The sequence below is a fragment of the Sedimentitalea arenosa genome, assembly GCF_016428585.1.
Classification (GTDB): domain Bacteria; phylum Pseudomonadota; class Alphaproteobacteria; order Rhodobacterales; family Rhodobacteraceae; genus Sedimentitalea; species Sedimentitalea arenosa.
This window is the reverse complement of record NZ_JAELVR010000003.1, coordinates 11,940-30,242: the sequence shown is the minus strand read 5'-3', so window position 1 is coordinate 30,242 and position 18,303 is coordinate 11,940. Positions and strand designations below refer to the sequence as shown.

Below are 18,303 nucleotides of genomic sequence, written 5' to 3'. Positions count from 1 at the left end.
AGCGTGGCCGACGGCACCAGGAACTTACACTTTTTTTGTGTATGACAACCCTGCCGAACCCAAAAAGTTCTTGAAAAGTGTAATAGTTGAGGTTGTAGAGCAGGGAACTTAGAAATGAGAATAGGTATCCTTTTTGCCATCTGTCTTATTCTCGGTCCAGCACACGCTCAGGATACTGACGATCAAGAGTTCTCTGCTCTTACACAGCAGCTGCGGGATCTTGCAACCGATTTGGATCGCGAAGACGGCGCCATACGTGCTGATATTGAACGTTTGCGAACTACTTTTGACCGGCTTAGTAGAGAGTTCTCAAATTTCGATCGGGAGTATGAGGAACTCGAGAATTTCTTGGCACAGTCTGCATCATTGGAAGCGCGGATCACGAAATTGGAATCTAGTCTCGGAACGATTCAGATGTCCGCAACTAATGCTGAAGCTATATCAAAATCGATGCGCTGGATAGTTGCAATCGTTTCGTTTTTGATTACAGCAATGACAGTTGTGTTTGGGCTTCTCTTCTCGCAGAGGTTTTTGAACTTGCAAACAGATGCAAGGGTCGCTCACGAAGTTCTTGCTCGCATTGAGAAAAGTATGGACGATGAAAGAAAGGGGGAAAGAGAAGATCGTGCCGAAATGCGGGAGACCGTGTCACAAGTCAAAAAGTGGTTGCAAGAACAAGAAAGCTAAGAAGCGTTCTAAACCGCACAGGAACTGAAAGATACGTGCTATCTCACCCACGAACGATACTACTATCAGTACCGCATGGACAAGTTGACTGTCAAAAAATGTCTTTGAAGCCCTGACGACAATCCCGCAACGCTCCTTAATCTCCCGTCACGCCAGAAGCGTGCTTGCGGCACGCCGGGTGAGAGAGTGGGTCAAGGCATCCGCCACCTTAACCAATTGAAAATAGACCTTTACCCATCCGGAAACCGGATTGTTTCGCGCGCGAAATAAATCTCTGCAAGCCCTTGATCGGACAGGATGTGCCTTGGGCCGGATGCGCGGGGGCGGCCGCACTGCGCGGCGAATGCGTTAACGCCGCCCCCGAAGTTGCATCAGATCGGCGCGCAGACCGTTGCGCCGGTCTCGGTCGTCGCGAGCATGTATCCCACCGCGCAGCTTGCGTTGCCGGCCTTGTCAAAGGTCGGTTGCAGGTACACCGGTTCGGGCTCTTGGGCGCAAGCCCCGAGCAGCAGGGCGGCAGCGAACAGCGCGACGGTTGGGGTCTTCATGGTCATGTCCTTTCTTCATCCTTGCATCGGCCCGCAGGCAGGTTCCCACGCCCCGACCCTTCTACGATAACACAGATCGGACAGGTTTGCTCGCCGATGCGCGAAACACCGCGTAGGATCGCGCATCCGAAATCGAGGCCGCAACGAAAAAGGGCGGCCACTTGCGTGACCGCCCCCAATCTCCGCCGATGACTTATCAGCTGTCTTTCTGCTTGCGGCGGCGCGCAACCCCAAGACCACCCAGTGCGGTCAGCAGCAGCAGACCCGCTGCCGGAACCGGAACCGGTGCGATGCGACCGTCACCGACGATGCTGATGCGGATCGCCAAGTCATCATGGTTGTCGTCATCGCCCGCGCCGGAGTCGTCGAACCAAAGGTCCCAAGCGAGACCCGAGGTACCCGACGGGTTACTCACCAGCGTCGCGAAGAAGTTGATGTCAGCTCCACCAAGCCGGTCGTCCGGGTTGGACCCGTTCACTGCCTCGCCCGGCGTTCCGCCGCCCGACGTAGTGAATTTGAAGTCCAGAAGGCCGTCGGCCACATTGGCAACCTGTGTGGTCGCCCCCGTCAGGCTGAAGCCGTTGCTCTGACCGCCGGTCGAGAACAACTCGGCACCCTGGAAGAAGAACTTGTTGGTAAAGCCTGCTTCCTTGCCGAGATACTGGAACTCGAGCGTGGTCGTTCCACCGCCGCCGAACAGGTACAGGTCGGCCCCGAAATAACCATCCCGCGTCGGCGTGCCGTAGATGGGCTGAACCCCTTCGTTCACCGCGTTGCCAGTTCCTGGAATATCACCGAATGTCAGCGCAGACGCGCCAGTTGCCAGCGCAGCACTCAATGCCGCTGCGCCAATAGTCGTTGTTAGAAATGTCTTGATTTTCATATCTCATGACCCCTTTACGAAAGTGCACTCTCACATGCAGATCATAGTGGGAACAGCGGATTCGAGTCAAAGGTTTATTGATTTTGATCAATGGTCCGACAGGCAGATGTGACCTTCTTTTTTGCCATTGAAATCTAAAGCTTACTAGATTTTCACCTTAAAGGAGAATCGATTCTTTTCGGCTCGCCACACACCAAATCCAGCCTCTTGCTCTGTCCGGCGATCCCGGCCTCCCCGTCCCGCACTTGCCGCCATAGAAAGCCCGAAATTCCCATTCCGACGGCCACGAGGGCGCGCGATCCGTGGCGACAGATCTGACCACAACGGACATCCTGCGCAAACCATGTTCGCCGCTTCGGATGGCGACAAACCGCCCGCGTCGACGCCCCAATTGGTCGGGTATTCCCGCCTTGCCGCCCTGGGACCCGCCGCGCAGACTGATCCCGTCTTCCGCGTTTGGAGAGGTTTCATGACAAGTGTTCTGTTCGGCTTCGGCTTTTCCCTGTTCACCGCGATTGTGGTGATCTACGGCGACTACCTCATCAAGATCGCCGCCGATGGCAGCGCCGTCGGAACGCGGCTGCTGGTGATCGGCTGCCTTCTTTATGCTTGCTCGGCGGTCCTGTGGTATGTCTCGCTTCTGCACATCACGCTCGCGCAGGCCGGCGTCGCGTTCTCGATGTTCACGCTGATTGCGCTGGCGACGCTTGGCGCCGTGGTCTTTGACGAGCCGCTGCAGCGGCGCGAGATCGCGGGGATCGGCTGTGCCCTGCTCGCCATGGTCCTGATGGTGCGCGTCGCCTAGTCGGACCTTTCGGGCCGCACGAATTTCGCGCCGCCGACGAACCGCGTCTGTGCTGCGCGCTGCACCGAATTGCGCGGCTCAGCATCGCGCCGCGCCCCTTCGCGCCGGGAAGCTGCGACCACAGGCGGCGCATCGCAGGCCACGCCGTCACCGTCCGGATCGTTGCGGGCATGATACCCGGGCGCACCGCGATCGGCCGGCGCGAGGCCCACGCGATAGGCGCTGTCGCAGCCCATACGGGCAGCGAGGTGCATCAGCGCCAGTTGCGGCTCATACGGGCTGGTGCGCATGTAGAGCGAGGCTGCCACCCCCAGCGCGAGCCCCGGAACGGCCAGCAGCCGCAGCAGGAAACGCAGCGGCGACAGAGCCCGCGCACGCTCCCGCTCCGCCCGTCGATGGCGCCGCACGATGCGGGGATGCACCCGGTCGCCGGTGATGTCCGTCGGTACCATTTCCCCGAACTGCCCGACCAATATGGCGCCTTGATGGCAGCCGCACGACAAAGGATCGTCAGGAGTGGTTTCAGCTTTGCCGAGAAGCCCTGTAGGCTGGCACCGACATCGAAAGGATCGACATGCTTCGCTTGCTGCCCGCCGCTCTCATACTGCTCTTCGCCGCCGCGCCCGGTCTGGCGCAAGGCAATGCCGCCTATGGCGATGCGGCGGGCCTGAACCCACGCACCACCAACGGCGTGGTGCGAATGCTCGACCACGGCCTGCGCCAGTGCCGGTCGCTCGACTCGGTCTATCGCTATGACTGCTACCGGCAGAATTACAGCGACGCTGCACGGAGGTTGGACGGAAATGCCGCCTACGCCCCCGCCGCCGCCGCGCTGCGCCAAGTCGAATCTGCGCTGCAATCTGTGCTGCGTGCCAATGCCGACCCCGCTGCCGCTCCTGTGCGGCAACGCGGGCGGACCTACACTGCGATCACCACCGACGCGGTGCCGCAATCCCGCGCAGCATTCACCCGCGCACTGGATCAGGCCCGCACGCAGTTGCTGAGGTCGCCTGAAGGTACAGGCGACCACTTCGCCCGCATCGCCAGCAGGCTTGATTCCGACAAGGTGTTTCTGCGCTCCTGAGCGCTAGCGCACCACGTGCACCGCACAGCGCGCGTGGCGCACCACCTGCGAGGCTGTCGAGCCCAGCAGCAGATCCTGCATACCGGGACGGTGCGACGCGATGATGATCAGGTCGGGCCCGTTTTCCTCTGCCCAGTCCAGGATCGACCGTCCGGAATGGCCCTCGATCACGACGCCCCGCGCGTTCGGCAACTCAGCGGCCAGGTCGTTCAACTGTCCCTGAATCGCCTCGCGTGCCTCGCGCAGGTAATCCGCCGGCATGTAGGAAATCGCATAGCCGGGAATGTGCTCGACGACGTGCAGCAGCGTGATTTTCGCATCGGGCGTCGCCAAGAGTTTGGCCAGCTTCAACGTACCGCTGGTATCGCGATCGGCGTCAAACGAAATCGGAACGAGAATGTTGTGATACATGAGAGGACTCCCTTACCTGTCATCCCGATACTGCACCCGGGCAAGAGGGCTGGCAATGACACAGATCAGACCAGCCGCGCCCGGGCATCAGAAATCGAAGATCTCCTCGAGAAATCCGCCCTTGCGCTTCTTCTTGTACGGTTTGCCATGGCCGCGATCATCCTCGTAGAGCGGCGCGGCAGCCTGCGGCGGGGGTGGTGGAGGAGCGACGGCGGCGCTGCGTTCGATGATCTTGTCGAGTTCGCCCCGGTCCAGCCAGACGCCCCGGCATTGCGGGCAATAGTCGATCTCGACCCCGTTGCGGTCGGACATCACAAGGGTGGTTCCATCAATCGGACACTGCATCGTCATCTCCTGTTGTTGTTCAGGCGATATGGCGATGGAGCCCTTTGGATTCAATGCCCTGCCGTCAGCCAAAACTCGCGGCAACGTCATACATGACCGGCTCGAACGAGCGGCACAAGTCGTTGATCTTTCGGTTGCGGGCGCGCATCTCGTCACTGCGCAGCATGGCCTGGAAGTCCTCGCGCCGGGTCCATTGCGAATAGTTCGCGATCCGGGTCTGGGCGTCGTTCACATGCAGGCTGGCAGCGATGAAGCCGGGCTGTTTGCTTATGAAGTCGTTGTAGGCACCGGTCAGCGCATCCAGCAGGTCCTGGCATGTGCCGGGCGAGGTTTCGAACGTCGTGATGACGGTCTGGACGGGGTTGTCCTTGGAAATGGTTTGCATGCGCTCCTCCTTGGCCTGAGCCCTTAGTCTATCACAGCTGATCCAGCCGCGCCTGCACTTCGCGCACAAGGTTCTCGACCTCGGCGCGGGCCGGACCCTTGGGGGCCTCGGGCGCGGCGCGGCCCTGTCCGAGCGTCTCGGCATAGACCACACGGTTGGCCATCGAGGTTTCGGCGATCTCGGCGGCCAGTTCGGCGGCCTTGGCGCCCACGTCCTCGGCCAGGCGCGTGCCGGCGCGACTGCGCGTCATGACGATCAATGCCGGCTTGTCCTCGCGCAGCGCCAGGTCAAGGACCGACTCGACCGCCCAGAGGTCGAGATGCGAAGTCGCCACCGGTACCAGCACCAGGTCGGCAGCCCGCAGCGCGGGACGCAGGTCGCTGTCGGCCTTGGGCGGCGTGTCCACGATCACGATGTCATGGTCCTGCGCCAGCTTGCGGCATTCATACGAGGCTCCCCACGCCGAAGCGGTAGAGAAGGTCAGCCCCGGCTCCTCCAAGGTGTCCAGACGGGTCATGAACCAGCGCCCGGCGCTGCCCTGCGGGTCGGTGTCCATTAGTGCGACCGATTTTCCGGCCCGAACAAACCCGACCGCCAGGTTCACCGCCAGCGTGGTCTTGCCCGACCCGCCCTTTTGTTGCGCAATGGTGATGACCCGCCCCATCCGATCCCCCATGAGTGCCGCGTTGCAGGATATCCGGTCGGCGCAGTGACGCAATGGCCAAAAGACCGCGCCGACGCATCCCCGGTAACGCCCTGTTAACCAAGCCTGCCGATGTTGGCCTTTGGAGGGTGCGTGATGCACAAAAAGCTGGCGGTCCTGCTTCTGTGCGCCCTGGGCGCGCCCCCGGCCATGGCCGGTGCCTGGCTGCGCGAGCACAAGACCGCCTTTTCCGCCATCAGTTCGACAGTGCGAGGCAACATCACGGTGCCGCTGGAGAACGAGAACAGCTTCTACCTGGAATACGGGCTGACTCCGTTCCTGACGCTCGGCGCGGACCTGAACGAAAAGCGTGGCCTTGCGGCCCACGCTCTGCTGTTCGCTCGCCTGCCGCTGGGGAAGCCGGACTGGCGGACGCGCTATGCGATCGAATTGGCCGCCGGCACGCATATGTGGCGCAATGAGTGGTTTCCGATGTACAAGCTTGCCTTCGCGGTCGGGCGGGGGTTCGAAACCCGATGGGGCAACGGCTGGATGGCGCTTGAAACCGCCTACGAGGTGCGCACCGGCCTCACCGACCCGGCCATCAAGCTCGACGGCGTGATCGGCATGTCCTCGGGCTGGCGGGTGCGCCCGTTGCTCAAGATCGAAACCGCGCAGATCGCGGACAGCCCCTTGGCCTGGGCGGTGACCCCCGGCGTGATGTTCGACGTCGGCAAGAGCACCTGGATCATCGGGCTGGAACGGCGCAAGGCCTTGCAGGAGACCTACGGCATCACCTTCGGGTTCTGGCGCAACTTTTGATGCGCGGCTTGACCACCAAGGGGCGCGCGTTACGCTCGCCGTCATGACAGATCCGATCCGCCCCACCGACGACGCCGCCCGCGGGCTTGCCCGCGATCTCATGCGCGACGCCCGCATCGCCGCGCTTGCGGTGCTGACGCAAGGGGGCGCACCGATGGTGACGCGGGTCGCGTTCGGGCTTTGCCCCGCCGGACGCCCGCTGACACTGGTGTCGGACCTGTCGGCCCATACAGGAGCCTTGCGCGCGAACCCCACCTGTTCGCTGCTGGTGGGAGAGGTTTTGCCGCGTGGCGACCCGCTCAACCAGCCACGTCTGACGCTTCAGGCACAGGCTGCATTCCTGCGCCACGACGACCCAGAATATGACGAAATGGCCGCGCATTATCTGCGCGACCATCCCAAGGCCAAGCTCTACATCGGGTTCGCCGACTTTTCATTTGTCCTGTTCCGGATCGACCAGGCGCATCTCAATGGCGGCTTCGGCAAGGCATTCGCCCTGACCGCTGCGGATCTCGGCCTGCCGGGCGGCTGATCAGGTATCCATGCGCACCGTCACCGCGACCGTGCCGCGCACGGGTTCGCTCCAGACGAGATGCGCCTGGTTGCCAGCCGGCCCCTGCTCGGTACGCGCGAAAGGCAGGGAATGGTTCGTCGCACCAGATCCGTTCTGGATCTGATCCTGCGGCTGCACTGACTCGACCCGGCGCACACGCCCGCCGAAGGGCAGTTCGCCGCCGGTTCCGATCAGCCATGTCTTGGCCAGGCTGCCTTCGGTGTGATCGAGCCTCAGCGGGTTGAAAGCCTGCTGCTGAACGTTGTGATAGGTGTTGGCCGCAAACGTCAGGTGCTTGGTACGGGTGAAGTCCAGATCGGAAAAGCTCGTATCGATCCGTTCCACCCGGTCGATTGCCCCGTTCAGACTGCGGAACTTGTTTCCGCTGATCGTCACCCCGTTCAGGAAATGCCCGGTGCCGTGCGGCTTGACCACTATGAAGCTGAACCAAGGCGCGACATCGCCGCACAGCATGATGTTGTCGGTGATGCTCATCGCGCTGAACGAGAAGCCAGTGCTAAAGTCGGGCGTGGGGTCCCTCTCGTTGGTCCATTCTACCGAGCAATTGTCGATGTAGTTGCCGGTGATCGTCGAACTGTTGAAATTGCTCGCCATCACCAGGCCGGCCGTGCGCACGCCCGCAGGCACCTCGTCGCCCTGGAAGAAGTGATTGCCCAGCACCACGGAATTCGAGCCGCCCAGCAGCGCGAAATGCTTGAACCGCGTCGCCCGGTTGTTTCGAAGCTTGGCGTCGTTGGCGTTGACGTTGATCGCGACCGAGCTCCGCTCTGGCACGGTCAGCGAATCCTCCGAGGACAGGAATTGGCAGCGATCGATCAGGATGCCCTGACAGCCGGTCCCGATCGAGGTGACGCCACGGTCCTTTGGGCGGCTGATGAAACAGTCGCGCAGGTGAAACGTGCTGCCGGTCGGCGCCAGCCGGATGCCGCTACACAGCCCGCCGCACTGGAACTCGATATCGCTCAGCGCGAACTGACTCAGTTGGCTGAATCCGCTGAAATCCAGCATGTATTTGAAATCTGTGAAGGTGAAGTTCTGGGTGCCTTCCGCGTCGAACAGCGGCGCATTCAACGTGATCTCGCCCGCGCCGACGTTCTTGGACCGTACATAGATCTCGCGCCCGACCCCGCTGCCCTCCACCAGCGCCCCGATGGCGATATTGGCGATATTGGCGACGTTGGTCAGCTTGCGAGGGTCGCTCGCGGAATAGGTGGCCTGCGCCGTGATCTTCGACGCGTCCCATGCCGCGCCACCGATTGCGGTCAACTGGCCGTTGCGGATCACCCGACGGGTAGCGTAGGTCGTCTTGTTGGGCACGGCGGCCTGCATGTCGATCGGCGCGGTGACCGTCACTTTCCGCCCGCACATGTCGAGCGATTCATGATCCGAGTTGTTCAGAAGCGCCTGGAAGGCCTTGCCGAAAGCCAGTTCCTCGTCGCCGAAGGCCGCGATATAGCTCGGCAGGTCGAAGCTCTTGCTCAGGATCAGCATCTTGTCCGCGGACATCGTGACCGTGCCCTCGAAGGTCACCGGTGCGTTCAACGACACGTTCTCCGCCAACCTGTAGACACCTGCCGGCACCAGGATGCGCCGACCCGCCGCGGCGTTGTCGGCAGCTTCGAAGGCCGCCGAGTCGTCGGTCGCGCCGTCCCCGACTGCGCCATAGTCCCGCACGTCCACCACGTTCAACATGTCGCGCAGGAATGCGCTGGTGATATCCTCGATCACCAGGTCGTCGATCCGCACGATCCCGCCGTTCTGCCCGGTCAGGTCGAGGCCGAAATGCCCATAGATCGCCTGCGGGCCCCAGGCCATGTCGACGCCTCCCCGTGCGCCCGGCCCCACGATAGCCGACACCTCGACCACGTTGCCATAGGTCGCAAGCGTTTCGGTCGGGCCGACTTCGATCACATCGTTCACATGCGTGCCGCCGGCCCCACCGGCCCAGCCGGCAATGCGCACGCCCGGCAGACTGCCACCGATCGCCTTCACCCGCGCGGTGATCCGCAGGTAACAGCCCGGCAGCAGCGGGGTCTCGCCCATGTAGCGCACCTTTTGCACCGCAGCGGTCTTCTGCAATTCGAGACAACCACCGAAATCCTGGTCCGCCGGCACGAGGGCCGCGTTGATCGCCCCGTCATAGCTGCTCGATCCCGGGGTGCCGTTGCCGCTGGACCAGACATCCAGCCCGTTCGCGAATGCGGGCGGCATCAGCAGAACGCCGTCGGTGATTGCCTTGTTCATCCAAATCCCTTTCCAAATACCACGCGCCCGGGTCGGTCCCCGGCGGCCAAGCCGTGCTGCCCGGGATTGCCCCGAACGCGTCGGATGAGATATTCAAGAAGGGTTAAGAGCCGCTCACACCACCGTCACGGTAACCACGCAACGCATGCGGTCTCAGGCACTGGCGCCTGAGCTGTCCAAAACCTGCACAGCGTTGATCTTCCAGCCGCTTTCCTGTTCGATCATCTGATAATCGAGAATATGCGCCCGCCCTTTGCCGTCGGTGATCATCACCTTCTGCCACACTGCGCCCGAGATTTCGCGAAGCTCCAGAAACCGAACGTTCGACGGCCGCCAGACCATCGGATACCCGCCCTTTACCATCGCGCCGAAACTCTCCGGCGTCCGGAACACGCGCTGGATGTTGGGGCTGGCGAAGGAGAAGGCACGGTCGAAATCGTCCACGAGGAAGGCTTCGATCTGTCCTCCGATGGTGGCTTCGATCTCCGCGTTCTGCGCTTGGGCGGCGCCTGCCAACCCGATGATGACGGCTAGGGACATGAACAATTTCCGCATGGGCAATCCTCCGAATGGACTGCCCATGGAAATAGGCGAACCGCCGTACCGGTCAAATCTACCGTGTCAGGCCAACTCGCCTTTCAACGCCCGGTCGATCAGCGCCACGGTTTCGTCCACGCCGTAAAGCGCGATGAACCCACCGAACCGCGGACCCTGGCTTGCACCCAGCAGTACCTCGTAGAGCGCCGTAAACCAGTCGCGCATCGGATCGAACCGGTCGCGGCCGACCGAATAGACGATCGATTGCAGCGCCTCGTCCTCGATCCGTCCATCATAGGCCGCCAGTTCCGCCCGCAGCGCGAGCAACGCCTCGCGCTCCTGCTCCGTCGGCGCGCGGTATTGGCGCGTCGGCTTGACGAAATCGTTGAAATAGCGCACCGCGAAACCCGCCGCCGCGTCGAGATCCGGATGGCTTCTGGCTGTCGCGTCAGGCGCGTAGCGTTTGATGAAGCCCCAGAGCTGTTCCTTGTCCTCCGCGCCCGACACCGAGGCCAAATTCAACAGCATCGCGAAGGGCACGATCAGCGTGCTCTCGGGAACATCGCCGCCGTGAATATGCCAGACCGGATTGTTCAACTGCGCCTTCACGTCCTGCGCCGGATAGGCCCGCAGCTGCTGGTGGTATTCATCCACGGCCTTGGGAATGACGTCGAAATACATCCGCTTCGCCGTCTTCGGCTTCTGGTACATGAAATAGGACAGACTCTCGGTGCTGGCATAGGTCAGCCATTCGTCGATCGACACGCCATTGCCCGAGGACTTGGAAATCTTCTGCCCGTTCTCGTCAAGAAACAGCTCATAGGTGAAATGCTCAGGCGGACGTTCCCCCAGCACCCGGCAGATGCCGTCATAGATCGGCGTGTTGGTCGAATGGTCCTTGCCATACATCTCGAAATCGACCCCCAACGCCGCCCAGCGGGCCCCGAAATCGGGCTTCCATTGCAGCTTCACGTTGCCGCCCGTCACCGGCAGGGTCCACTCGCGGCCCTCTTCGTCGTCAAAGGTAATTTCGCCCTTTGCGGCGTCGACATGCTTCATCGGCACATAAAGCACCCGCCCCGTTTCAGGATGGATCGGCAGGAAGATCGAATAGGTTTGCCGCCGCTCTTCACGCAGCGACTTGAGCATGATCTTCATGATCTCGTCATAGCGCTCGGCACAGCGCAACAACACCGCGTCGAATTGGCCGGATTTGTAGAACTCCGTCGCGCTGATGAACTCATACTCGAACCCGAATGTGTCGAGAAACCGCCGCAGCATGGCGTTGTTATGATGACCAAAGCTCTCGTATTCGCCGAACGGGTCCGGCACGCTGGTCAGCGGCAGTTGCAGGTATTCGGTCAGTTTTTCCGGGTTGGGCACGTTTCCCGGTACCTTGCGCATCCCGTCCAGATCGTCGGAAAAGCAGATGAGCTTGGTCGGAATGTCGCTGATCACCTCGAATGCCCGCCGGATCATCGTCGTGCGCGCCACCTCGCCGAACGTGCCGATATGCGGCAGCCCCGACGGCCCGTAGCCGGTTTCGAACAGCACATACCCCTTTTCGGGCGGCGCCTTCTCGTAGCGTTTCGCGACCCGGCGCGCCTCATCGAACGGCCAGGCCTTGGACGCAAGGGCAGCTTCACGCAGATCAGACATGTGACACTCCGGTAGGATCGGTCGCGCGTCGGACACGGCAATGGATCGTGCGCGCCGATACGCGACAGGTGAAGAGACGCGCGGATGCGCGCGATGGTGCCGCTTTCCCTATTGCGCCGCCCCCGTTCCGTCAACACGGCACGCCGGGGATTGTGCTGCGCCTGCCACATCCATATTCTGCAATGCAACAAGGCTCAGCAAAAGGAAGTGCCCGGTGTCCGACAGTACAGAAACGGCGCTCAGCGCGCAGGACTGCCTCGTTGCGCTGATGATCGCCATCTCCGCCTCGGACGAAAACATGCGCACCGCAGAATTGGTCAAGATCCAGTCCTCGGTGAACATGCTGCCGATCTTCGCAAACTATGACATCGACCGCATGAAAGCGACTGCACAGGTGGTTTTCGACCTTTTCGAACAAGAGGACGGACTGGATGCGTTGTTCGGGCTGATCCGCGAAAACCTGCCACAACGGCTGTTCGAAACCGCCTATGCTCTGGCCTGCGACGTGGCCGCGGCCGATGGCGCGCTCGGTGAACAGGAACTGCGGATGCTGGAAGAGATGCGTTACGAGTTGAACATCGATCGCCTGCACGCAGCCGCGATCGAGCGCGGCGCGCGCGCACGCCATGTTACCTGACGGTAACAGAATCCACGGTTTTGCGCACCCGATCGGCGGTCTCCCGCCGGTTTAAGCTGGAATTGGCCGAAATCTTTTTCGAGCTGAAGATGGAACTTGAAAAGCCGCCCCGGAGTTAAGACATGAGGTCCAACTCGACTCATGCCTTGTCATGAAGTGTTCGGGTCGGATCAACAAAAACGCACCACTAGGAGCAGACTCTAATGAAAATGACGACTACAGCCCTCGCCTTGGCATTTGCAGGTACCGCAGGCGCAGCTTTCGCCGGCAACACCGATCCGGCACCGGTCGATCCGGTTATCGTGCCGGTCGCCCCCATCGCCTCGTTCTGGGAAGGCGGATACGTGGGTGCCCAACTCGGCTACGCGTTCAGCGACTTCAACATCGACAGCAATATCATCAGCGACTTCAATGAAGACAACGTGATCGGCGGTATCACCGCGGGTTATCTCTGGTCGCTCGGCAACGGTTGGTATCTCGGCCCGGAATTCCAGTATGATTTCACCGACATTTCTGTCACGGAACAGGCTACTGGTGTCACCACCAGCCTCGACGCTGTTGCCCGCCTGAAGCTGATCGCCGGTTACGAACTGGGCAATGGCATGCTCTACGGTAGCGCTGGTTTCGCTTATGCGGATTTCGACAGCCCCACCAATGTGCTGGATTTCGACTCCGACAGCTACGTCCTCGGTCTTGGCTATGACTGGCGTGTTGGCGAAAATTGGACCGTTGGTGCGGAATACATGTACCAGACCTTCAGCGGTGCCGGCTCTACCGGTGGCGACTTGGATCTGAACTCGATCTACATCAAGGCGGCATACCGCTTCTGATCCGATAAACGATCACTGCAAGGGGGCTCGGGTCACATTCCGGGCCCCTTTTTCGTGCGCTATGCTCAACTGCCGTAGAGCGTTCCCCAGCGTTCGATCAGCTTCTGCTGCACCTGCTTGGCGCGACGGTTCCAGCCCCGCGCCCCCTCGGGCCTCTCACGCTCGGCACGCGTCAATTGCCCGCGCCGCCGCGAATCCGCCGCGAAGATGGCAAAGGCGAGTTCCGTGCCATCGGATGCGGTCATGTAACCGCCCAGCCCCGAGACGAAATTCAGCGTTCCGGTCTTGGCATCCACCTTGATCGGGTGGTCACGCATCACCCGCCCCCCTGAATCCCGCAGGCCGAACGGTTTGAGCAGCGGCCGCAGTCGGTTGTCCTGCCGAGCCGCCACCAACGCGCCGACCAGGTCCTGCGCGGTCATCTTCGACGCATCCCCCAGACCTGAATGATCGACCAAGCTGGTGCCGCGCATCCCGAACCGCTCCGCCGCCCATCGGCTCATGGCGGCGCCTGACTCTGCCAGCGAAGCGGGCCGCGCGCCCGCCGCCACGCTCGCCGTCATGCCGACCATCTCGGCGGTCAGATTGGTGGAATACTTCAGCATATCTTGCAGGATCGGCTCGAGCGGTTCGCTCTGATGGGTCACCAAGACGGTACCGCCTCCGGCCAGCCGACTCACCCGCGTCGCCGATTGCAGCACGATCCCCTGCGCCCGTGCCATGGTGCGGAACACGTCGCCGGCATAGGCCGCCGGGTTGCGCACCGGCAACCACCGCGCGCCGCCATTGCCCAACGCGCCGCTGGCGACGGTCCAGCGGTCGATACCGTCCTCTCCGGCATAGGTATAAATCGGAAGGCTGCGCGCCACGACCTTCATCTGCACCATGGTCACGTCGGGACGGTACTTTCCGGTGCGACCGTCCATCGAAACCGCATAGCCCTTGCCCGCGCGGCGCCACTCGAAATGCACCCTGTTGAAGTTGAGCGCGATTCCCGACACTGCCGGGCTATAGCTGACATGATCGGGCTGTCCCGGGTCTATACTGCGCACGTAGGGCAGCGCCCCGTCAAGAACTTCGAAGGCGCCACGCACCTCACGCAGCCCGGCCTGTTTCAATTGTCCCGCCATCTTGGCCAGTTCGTCGGGTGTCAACGTCGGATCGCCCCCACCCGCGAGGATCAGGTCGCCGTCGAGGATTCCGTCGCGGATCGGCCCGGTGGCGATCAGCCGAGTGGAAAACCGATACTCCGGGCCGAGGACCTCCAACGCGTAGAGCGCGGTGAGCGCCTTGGCCACGCTCGCCGGCGGCAGGCCGCGCTCGCCATTCGCGGCCTCAAGTTCCAGTCCCGTGTCCACATCCGCCACCGCACAGACTACCTCGCCGCTCAGCCCGGCGCGCGCGATCAGCGCGTCCAGCCCGCCGCCCGCGAGTCGTGCGAAATCTGCGCCGCGCATCTGCGGGCGCAACGACACCTGCGGCGGACCAGAAAGGGCAGTCCCCGGCACCGCGAAGGCCGTCAAGCCGGCAAGAAAGCTTCTGCGCGTCGTCGCGCCTCTCATGGCTGTATCGTCCACGCTGTCGTCATGGTGGCACTAAAGCGCAGGATCGCCGTCCAAACAAGCGCGAGTTTTCCCCTCACCCAATCAAGTTCAGGTTGTGCCGCGCCCCATCCGCTCGCGGATCGCGGTCGAACTCAGATCCACCATCGGCACGTTGACGAAACACCAGGCCGGCGCCTCCGCCCGGCCTAGCGTCTGGCTCGCCGTCGCGTTGATCCGGTTGGCGCGGTAGATCCGCGCCGCCGGCGACATCCGCGCCGAGATCCGATCGCCGGGCCGCGCCAAAACTCCGACCGGCACACTGTCCATAATCGCGCGCCAGTCGCGCCAAAGGTGCAGCTGCGCGAGGTTGTCCGCCCCCATCAGCCACACGAACCGCACACCGGGAGAGATCGCCCGCAGTCGGGCGAGCGTGTCCGCCGTCACACGCGTACCCAGCCGCGCCTCGATATCGGTCACGTCCACACGCGGGTCTTGCATCATCGCCCGCGCCGCAGTCATCCGCTCGGCCAACGGCGCAGGTCCGCGCGCCTTCAGCGGATTGCCGGGGCTGACCAGCCACCACACCCGGTCCAGCCCGAACCGCTTCAAAGCCTCGCGGGTGATATGCACATGCCCCTCATGGGGCGGATCGAAGGATCCGCCCAGCAGGCCGATGCTCTGGCCCGGCCTGACAAGGGGCATCCCGGGAAACATGGCCCCGCTTTAACTGCCCCCAAGACGGGATTGTCCAGCGAAATTCATGCCATCGTGGCGCAGACGGCACCGCTCTGGTATGCTCGGCATGTTTTCGAATACGACAATTTCAGCACCCCGCGTCAAAAGGAAATTCGACGTGAAAGACTTGATCGAAGCCATTATCAAGGGGCTGTCGTCCTATATTCCGATGCTGGTTTCGGTGGTCGCCAATCCCAAGATCAACATCCCGCGCCTCGTGATGGAGCCGTCCGAACCGCTCCGCCACGCGCTGGTCTTCTGTGGGATCAGCATCGGCATCGCCTTTCTCGCGCAGGCGCCGCTGCTGGCCGAGGGCCAGGATTTCGCCACAGTCGCGGGCGCTCTCTTCGTGGTCAAGCTATTCGAAATCCTGCTGTTCAACGCGGCGCTGATCCTGGTGTTTCGACTGGTCGGCGGCACCGGCACGTTCGAGCAGACCCTGATCGCGTCGATCTACATCGCCAGCCCGATCTACCTGTTTCTCGTCTTCGGGCAGATCATCGCGATGGGTATCCTCGCCGGCGCGGACCCTCTCATTGCACAGATCTGGCGCTATGGCGGGCTCGACTTCGCCTCCACGCAATGGGCCGACTTCAGTCGCGCAAATATGGCCGAAGCCTATGGGCTGATGGCGCTTGCGCTCATCACCTTCGTGGTGGCCATCACTTGGTACATCTATTGCTGGAGCATCTATCGTCGGTTGCACGCTCTGTCGCGCCAGCGCTCGCTGCTGGCTTACCTGCTCGCCTTCGTGCTGTTCTATTGTGTCGGCTTCCTACGCTATCTCGCGGTGCTCGGACTGAACTCAGGCGAACTGCCCGGCATCAATTGAGGCGCAAGGCCCACCGCAAGATCCTCTCGACAGGCCGCAGGCCGCCCCGCTAGAATCGCACCATGCGCACATTTCCCCTCATCTTGGCCTGTCTCGGCCTGCTGGTGCAGCCGCTTGCAGCGCAGATCGGCATCGCCACCGCCCCCGCGCTGTCCAACGGGCAGGCCCGAGATGACCGCGCCACGGCCAGCCACAACGCCGTGGTCTATCTCGGCCATTGCTCGGGAACGCTCATCACCGAGTTCATCGTGCTGACCGCCGCCCATTGCGTCCCTGCGCAATTCCGCGCTCCGCGTCCGGCGACCGACAGCGCGCCCCGATGCGCCGCCCTGCCGGACCAGCATGGCTTGCAAGGCGGGGCTTGGCAGGATCCGTTCGAGTGGCAACCGATCGACATTCGCAAGACCGTCTCGGTTGGCTTTGGAGCCGGGCGCGATGACCTGCGCATGGCAGTCAAAGTTCGCGCCTACAGCCTGCCGCTCTGCGCTGACGTTGCCTTGCTGCAGCTGGTCCGCCGCGTGCCTCCGGCGCTGGTGACGCCGATGCAGGTGCTGGCCAAGCCGCCAGCGGCCGATCTCGACGCCTTCCTGCGCAGCGCGGACATGCGCTATGCCGGCTGGGGCCTCGGGGAACGTGCCGCGCGGGACCTGCCCCGCCGCCAAACTGGGCGCGTTTCCTACTGGGACCGCAATGCCTGCCACCTTTTCACCCTTCCTCCCGAACGCGCACATGGTGCCCGCGTCGTCCAAGGAGACAGTGGCAGCCCGCTGATCCTACGGCTGGACGGACGCGACGTCGTCGCCGGTGTGCTGTTCGGTAGCGGATTGCCCGACCCCGATATCTGCGGCCTGCCGCTCCTGCGCCCACCCGCGCGCCACGGCACCTACACGCCCACCTTCCGCAACTCACTCCCAGGAACCGATGCCACCGATCTCGCCGCTTGGATCGCTCATTTCGCATCCAAAGCCACGTGGGAACCGGAACCGTCCACCGCTCTGGAGTGAGCAAATCAGCGTCTTGCCAACCGTGGCAATTCACAGAAAAATTGCAGCGGTAATTGCCGCTAGGTCACTTTGACCACCCTCCCGAGTTTCAGCTTTCTATTCCCCAATGGAACCCATCCAATTCCGCCTCAATTCGTTGAAATCTGAAATTCCATTTTCTAGCGTTTCCCTACGGAATAAAGAGGGAAAAAATGAATATCACGAAATCGACCTGTCTTGCACTGGCCTTCAGCGTCGCAGCCGGCACTGCCGGTGCTGCCGTCATCACCTCTCAGGACTTCAGCACCAACCCGGTCCTGTCTGATACACAGGCTCCTGGCGCCTGGTACACCGACCGTTACGCCCCGGAGAGCTTCTCGTCCGAAACTTTCATGGGCGACGAACGCCTCGCCGTGACCATTTCGGAAGCCGACAACGCCGCAGGCCGTCCGAGCGGTCAATCCAATGTCTTTTACAACACCCAAGGCCGCAAATTCGACATCACGGGCGCGACGTCGCTTTCGATCGACTTCTTCATTGATAGCGCCTTTGAAAACGCGCAGGGCCGCATTGGCGGTGTATGGGGCGCAGCGGTCGACGGCACCAACACGATCACCAGCTATCCGATCATCGAATTCTTCGACAACCAGTTCCAGGTCTACACATCCGACACCGCCAGTTGGATGGCGGTCGGCACCCAGACCGGGTTCGCCTATGACAGCTTCGCCAACCTGGAGATCGCCATCGACAGCGCCAACGACCTGTTCAGCTTTTCCGTCGACGGCGAACAGCTCTACTCCGGTGCCGCCTCGGGCAGCCTCTTCTTCGACACCGTGATCCTGCAGAACATCAACACCGACGCCGGCGTTGATCGCACGATCTATTTCGACAACCTGGTCGCCACCAGCGAGATGGCCCCGGTCCCGCTGCCTGCCAGCCTGCCGCTGCTGCTGGCAGGGGTTGGCGGTCTCTACGCGCTGCGCCGTCGCAAGCGCACCTGATCCGCGAGTGACCTTACACCGAAGGCCGCCCCACCGGGCGGCCTTTTTCGTTCCCCACGGCGAAACCCACCTCACGCATTGCAGTTTCACCCGCGCTTGACTAGATCACGCAGG

At 62.3% G+C, this 18,303-nt stretch carries 22 protein-coding genes; 10 read left to right on the top strand and 12 right to left on the bottom strand.

Annotated features, from left to right (window positions below):
- The first annotated feature begins 114 nt into the window (after positions 1-114).
- The gene (locus JF290_RS04805; RefSeq protein ID WP_199023638.1) at positions 115-687 is read left to right on the top strand and encodes a hypothetical protein; all 573 of its coding nucleotides are present in this window, start codon (positions 115-117) and stop codon (positions 685-687) included.
- A 371-nt stretch (positions 688-1,058) separates the two neighbouring features.
- On the opposite strand, the gene JF290_RS04800 is transcribed toward JF290_RS04805, so the two are convergent.
- The gene (locus JF290_RS04800; protein WP_233155157.1) at positions 1,059-1,235 is read right to left on the bottom strand and encodes a hypothetical protein; all 177 of its coding nucleotides are present in this window, start codon (positions 1,233-1,235) and stop codon (positions 1,059-1,061) included.
- A 196-nt stretch (positions 1,236-1,431) separates the two neighbouring features.
- Positions 1,432-2,118: a VPLPA-CTERM sorting domain-containing protein gene (locus JF290_RS04795; RefSeq protein ID WP_199023636.1), complete on the bottom strand. Its 687-nt coding sequence runs from the start codon at positions 2,116-2,118 to the stop codon at positions 1,432-1,434.
- A 469-nt stretch (positions 2,119-2,587) separates the two neighbouring features.
- On the opposite strand from JF290_RS04795, the gene JF290_RS04790 reads away from it, so the two are divergent.
- Positions 2,588-2,923 (top strand): hypothetical protein, encoded by a 336-nt coding sequence (locus JF290_RS04790; RefSeq protein ID WP_199023635.1) that lies wholly within the window; start codon positions 2,588-2,590, stop codon positions 2,921-2,923.
- On the opposite strand, the gene JF290_RS04785 is transcribed toward JF290_RS04790, so the two are convergent.
- On the bottom strand, positions 2,920-3,375 hold the full coding sequence (locus tag JF290_RS04785; protein WP_199023634.1) for an excalibur calcium-binding domain-containing protein: 456 nt from the start codon (positions 3,373-3,375) through the stop codon (positions 2,920-2,922). The genes JF290_RS04790 and JF290_RS04785 overlap by 4 nt on opposite strands.
- 122 nt (positions 3,376-3,497) lie before the next feature.
- Here JF290_RS04785 and JF290_RS04780 point away from each other — a divergent pair, with 122 nt between their 5' ends.
- On the top strand, positions 3,498-4,007 hold the full coding sequence (locus tag JF290_RS04780) for a hypothetical protein (RefSeq protein WP_199023633.1): 510 nt from the start codon (positions 3,498-3,500) through the stop codon (positions 4,005-4,007).
- Between the two features lie 3 nt (positions 4,008-4,010).
- Here the strand turns inward: JF290_RS04780 and JF290_RS04775 are convergent, their stop codons facing one another.
- From JF290_RS04775 to parA, 4 genes are all read right to left on the bottom strand, one after another.
- A complete protein-coding gene (locus tag JF290_RS04775) occupies positions 4,011-4,418 on the bottom strand; it encodes a universal stress protein (RefSeq protein WP_199023632.1) in 408 nt (135 codons plus the stop codon).
- 87 nt (positions 4,419-4,505) lie between these two features.
- Entirely contained in the window at positions 4,506-4,763 is a 258-nt protein-coding gene (locus JF290_RS04770) for a TFIIB-type zinc ribbon-containing protein (RefSeq protein WP_199023631.1), read from the bottom strand.
- A 64-nt stretch (positions 4,764-4,827) separates the two neighbouring features.
- Entirely contained in the window at positions 4,828-5,148 is a 321-nt protein-coding gene (locus tag JF290_RS04765; protein WP_199023630.1) for an antibiotic biosynthesis monooxygenase family protein, read from the bottom strand.
- Positions 5,149-5,179: 31 nt separating this feature from the next.
- On the bottom strand, positions 5,180-5,824 hold the full coding sequence (gene parA, locus JF290_RS04760) for a ParA family partition ATPase (protein ID WP_227363918.1): 645 nt from the start codon (positions 5,822-5,824) through the stop codon (positions 5,180-5,182).
- Between the two features lie 123 nt (positions 5,825-5,947).
- On the opposite strand from parA, the gene JF290_RS04755 reads away from it, so the two are divergent.
- Positions 5,948-6,613 (top strand): hypothetical protein, encoded by a 666-nt coding sequence (locus tag JF290_RS04755; RefSeq protein ID WP_199023629.1) that lies wholly within the window; start codon positions 5,948-5,950, stop codon positions 6,611-6,613.
- 43 nt (positions 6,614-6,656) lie between these two features.
- A complete protein-coding gene (locus JF290_RS04750; RefSeq protein WP_199023628.1) occupies positions 6,657-7,145 on the top strand; it encodes a HugZ family pyridoxamine 5'-phosphate oxidase in 489 nt (162 codons plus the stop codon).
- On the opposite strand, the gene JF290_RS04745 is transcribed toward JF290_RS04750, so the two are convergent.
- The 3 genes from JF290_RS04745 to JF290_RS04735 all read right to left on the bottom strand — a co-directional run bounded on the left by JF290_RS04745 (position 7,146) and on the right by JF290_RS04735 (position 11,627).
- Positions 7,146-9,431: a glycosyl hydrolase family 28-related protein gene (locus JF290_RS04745; RefSeq protein ID WP_199023627.1), complete on the bottom strand. Its 2,286-nt coding sequence runs from the start codon at positions 9,429-9,431 to the stop codon at positions 7,146-7,148.
- Positions 9,432-9,584: 153 nt separating this feature from the next.
- Positions 9,585-9,971 carry a DUF4864 domain-containing protein gene (locus tag JF290_RS04740; RefSeq protein WP_233155156.1) on the bottom strand — a complete coding sequence of 129 codons (387 nt, stop codon included), beginning with the start codon at positions 9,969-9,971 and terminating at the stop codon, positions 9,585-9,587.
- An 81-nt stretch (positions 9,972-10,052) separates the two neighbouring features.
- Positions 10,053-11,627: a lysine--tRNA ligase gene (locus JF290_RS04735; RefSeq protein ID WP_199023625.1), complete on the bottom strand. Its 1,575-nt coding sequence runs from the start codon at positions 11,625-11,627 to the stop codon at positions 10,053-10,055.
- Between the two features lie 268 nt (positions 11,628-11,895).
- Between JF290_RS04735 and JF290_RS04730 the strand changes: the two genes are divergently transcribed.
- Together JF290_RS04730 and JF290_RS04725 are read left to right on the top strand one after the other, a co-directional pair.
- Positions 11,896-12,264 carry a tellurite resistance TerB family protein gene (locus tag JF290_RS04730; protein WP_199023974.1) on the top strand — a complete coding sequence of 123 codons (369 nt, stop codon included), beginning with the start codon at positions 11,896-11,898 and terminating at the stop codon, positions 12,262-12,264.
- Between the two features lie 203 nt (positions 12,265-12,467).
- On the top strand, positions 12,468-13,094 hold the full coding sequence (locus JF290_RS04725; RefSeq protein WP_199023624.1) for an outer membrane protein: 627 nt from the start codon (positions 12,468-12,470) through the stop codon (positions 13,092-13,094).
- 65 nt (positions 13,095-13,159) lie between these two features.
- Here the strand turns inward: JF290_RS04725 and dacB are convergent, their stop codons facing one another.
- Both dacB and JF290_RS04715 read right to left on the bottom strand, forming a co-directional pair.
- Complete coding sequence (gene dacB, locus JF290_RS04720; RefSeq protein ID WP_199023623.1) at positions 13,160-14,656, bottom strand: D-alanyl-D-alanine carboxypeptidase/D-alanyl-D-alanine endopeptidase; 1,497 nt, start codon at positions 14,654-14,656, stop codon at positions 13,160-13,162.
- A 90-nt stretch (positions 14,657-14,746) separates the two neighbouring features.
- Positions 14,747-15,352, bottom strand: a complete 606-nt coding sequence (locus tag JF290_RS04715) for a nicotinate-nucleotide adenylyltransferase (protein WP_199023622.1) — start codon at positions 15,350-15,352, stop codon at positions 14,747-14,749.
- A gap of 139 nt (positions 15,353-15,491) precedes the next feature.
- On the opposite strand from JF290_RS04715, the gene JF290_RS04710 reads away from it, so the two are divergent.
- From JF290_RS04710 to JF290_RS04700, 3 genes are all read left to right on the top strand, one after another.
- On the top strand, positions 15,492-16,205 hold the full coding sequence (locus JF290_RS04710) for a hypothetical protein (protein WP_199023621.1): 714 nt from the start codon (positions 15,492-15,494) through the stop codon (positions 16,203-16,205).
- A 62-nt stretch (positions 16,206-16,267) separates the two neighbouring features.
- Positions 16,268-17,209, top strand: coding sequence for a trypsin-like serine protease (locus tag JF290_RS04705; RefSeq protein ID WP_199023620.1), 942 nt, complete (start codon positions 16,268-16,270; stop codon positions 17,207-17,209).
- Positions 17,210-17,400: 191 nt separating this feature from the next.
- Positions 17,401-18,189, top strand: a complete 789-nt coding sequence (locus JF290_RS04700; protein WP_233155154.1) for a VPLPA-CTERM sorting domain-containing protein — start codon at positions 17,401-17,403, stop codon at positions 18,187-18,189.
- Positions 18,190-18,303 lie beyond the last annotated feature (114 nt).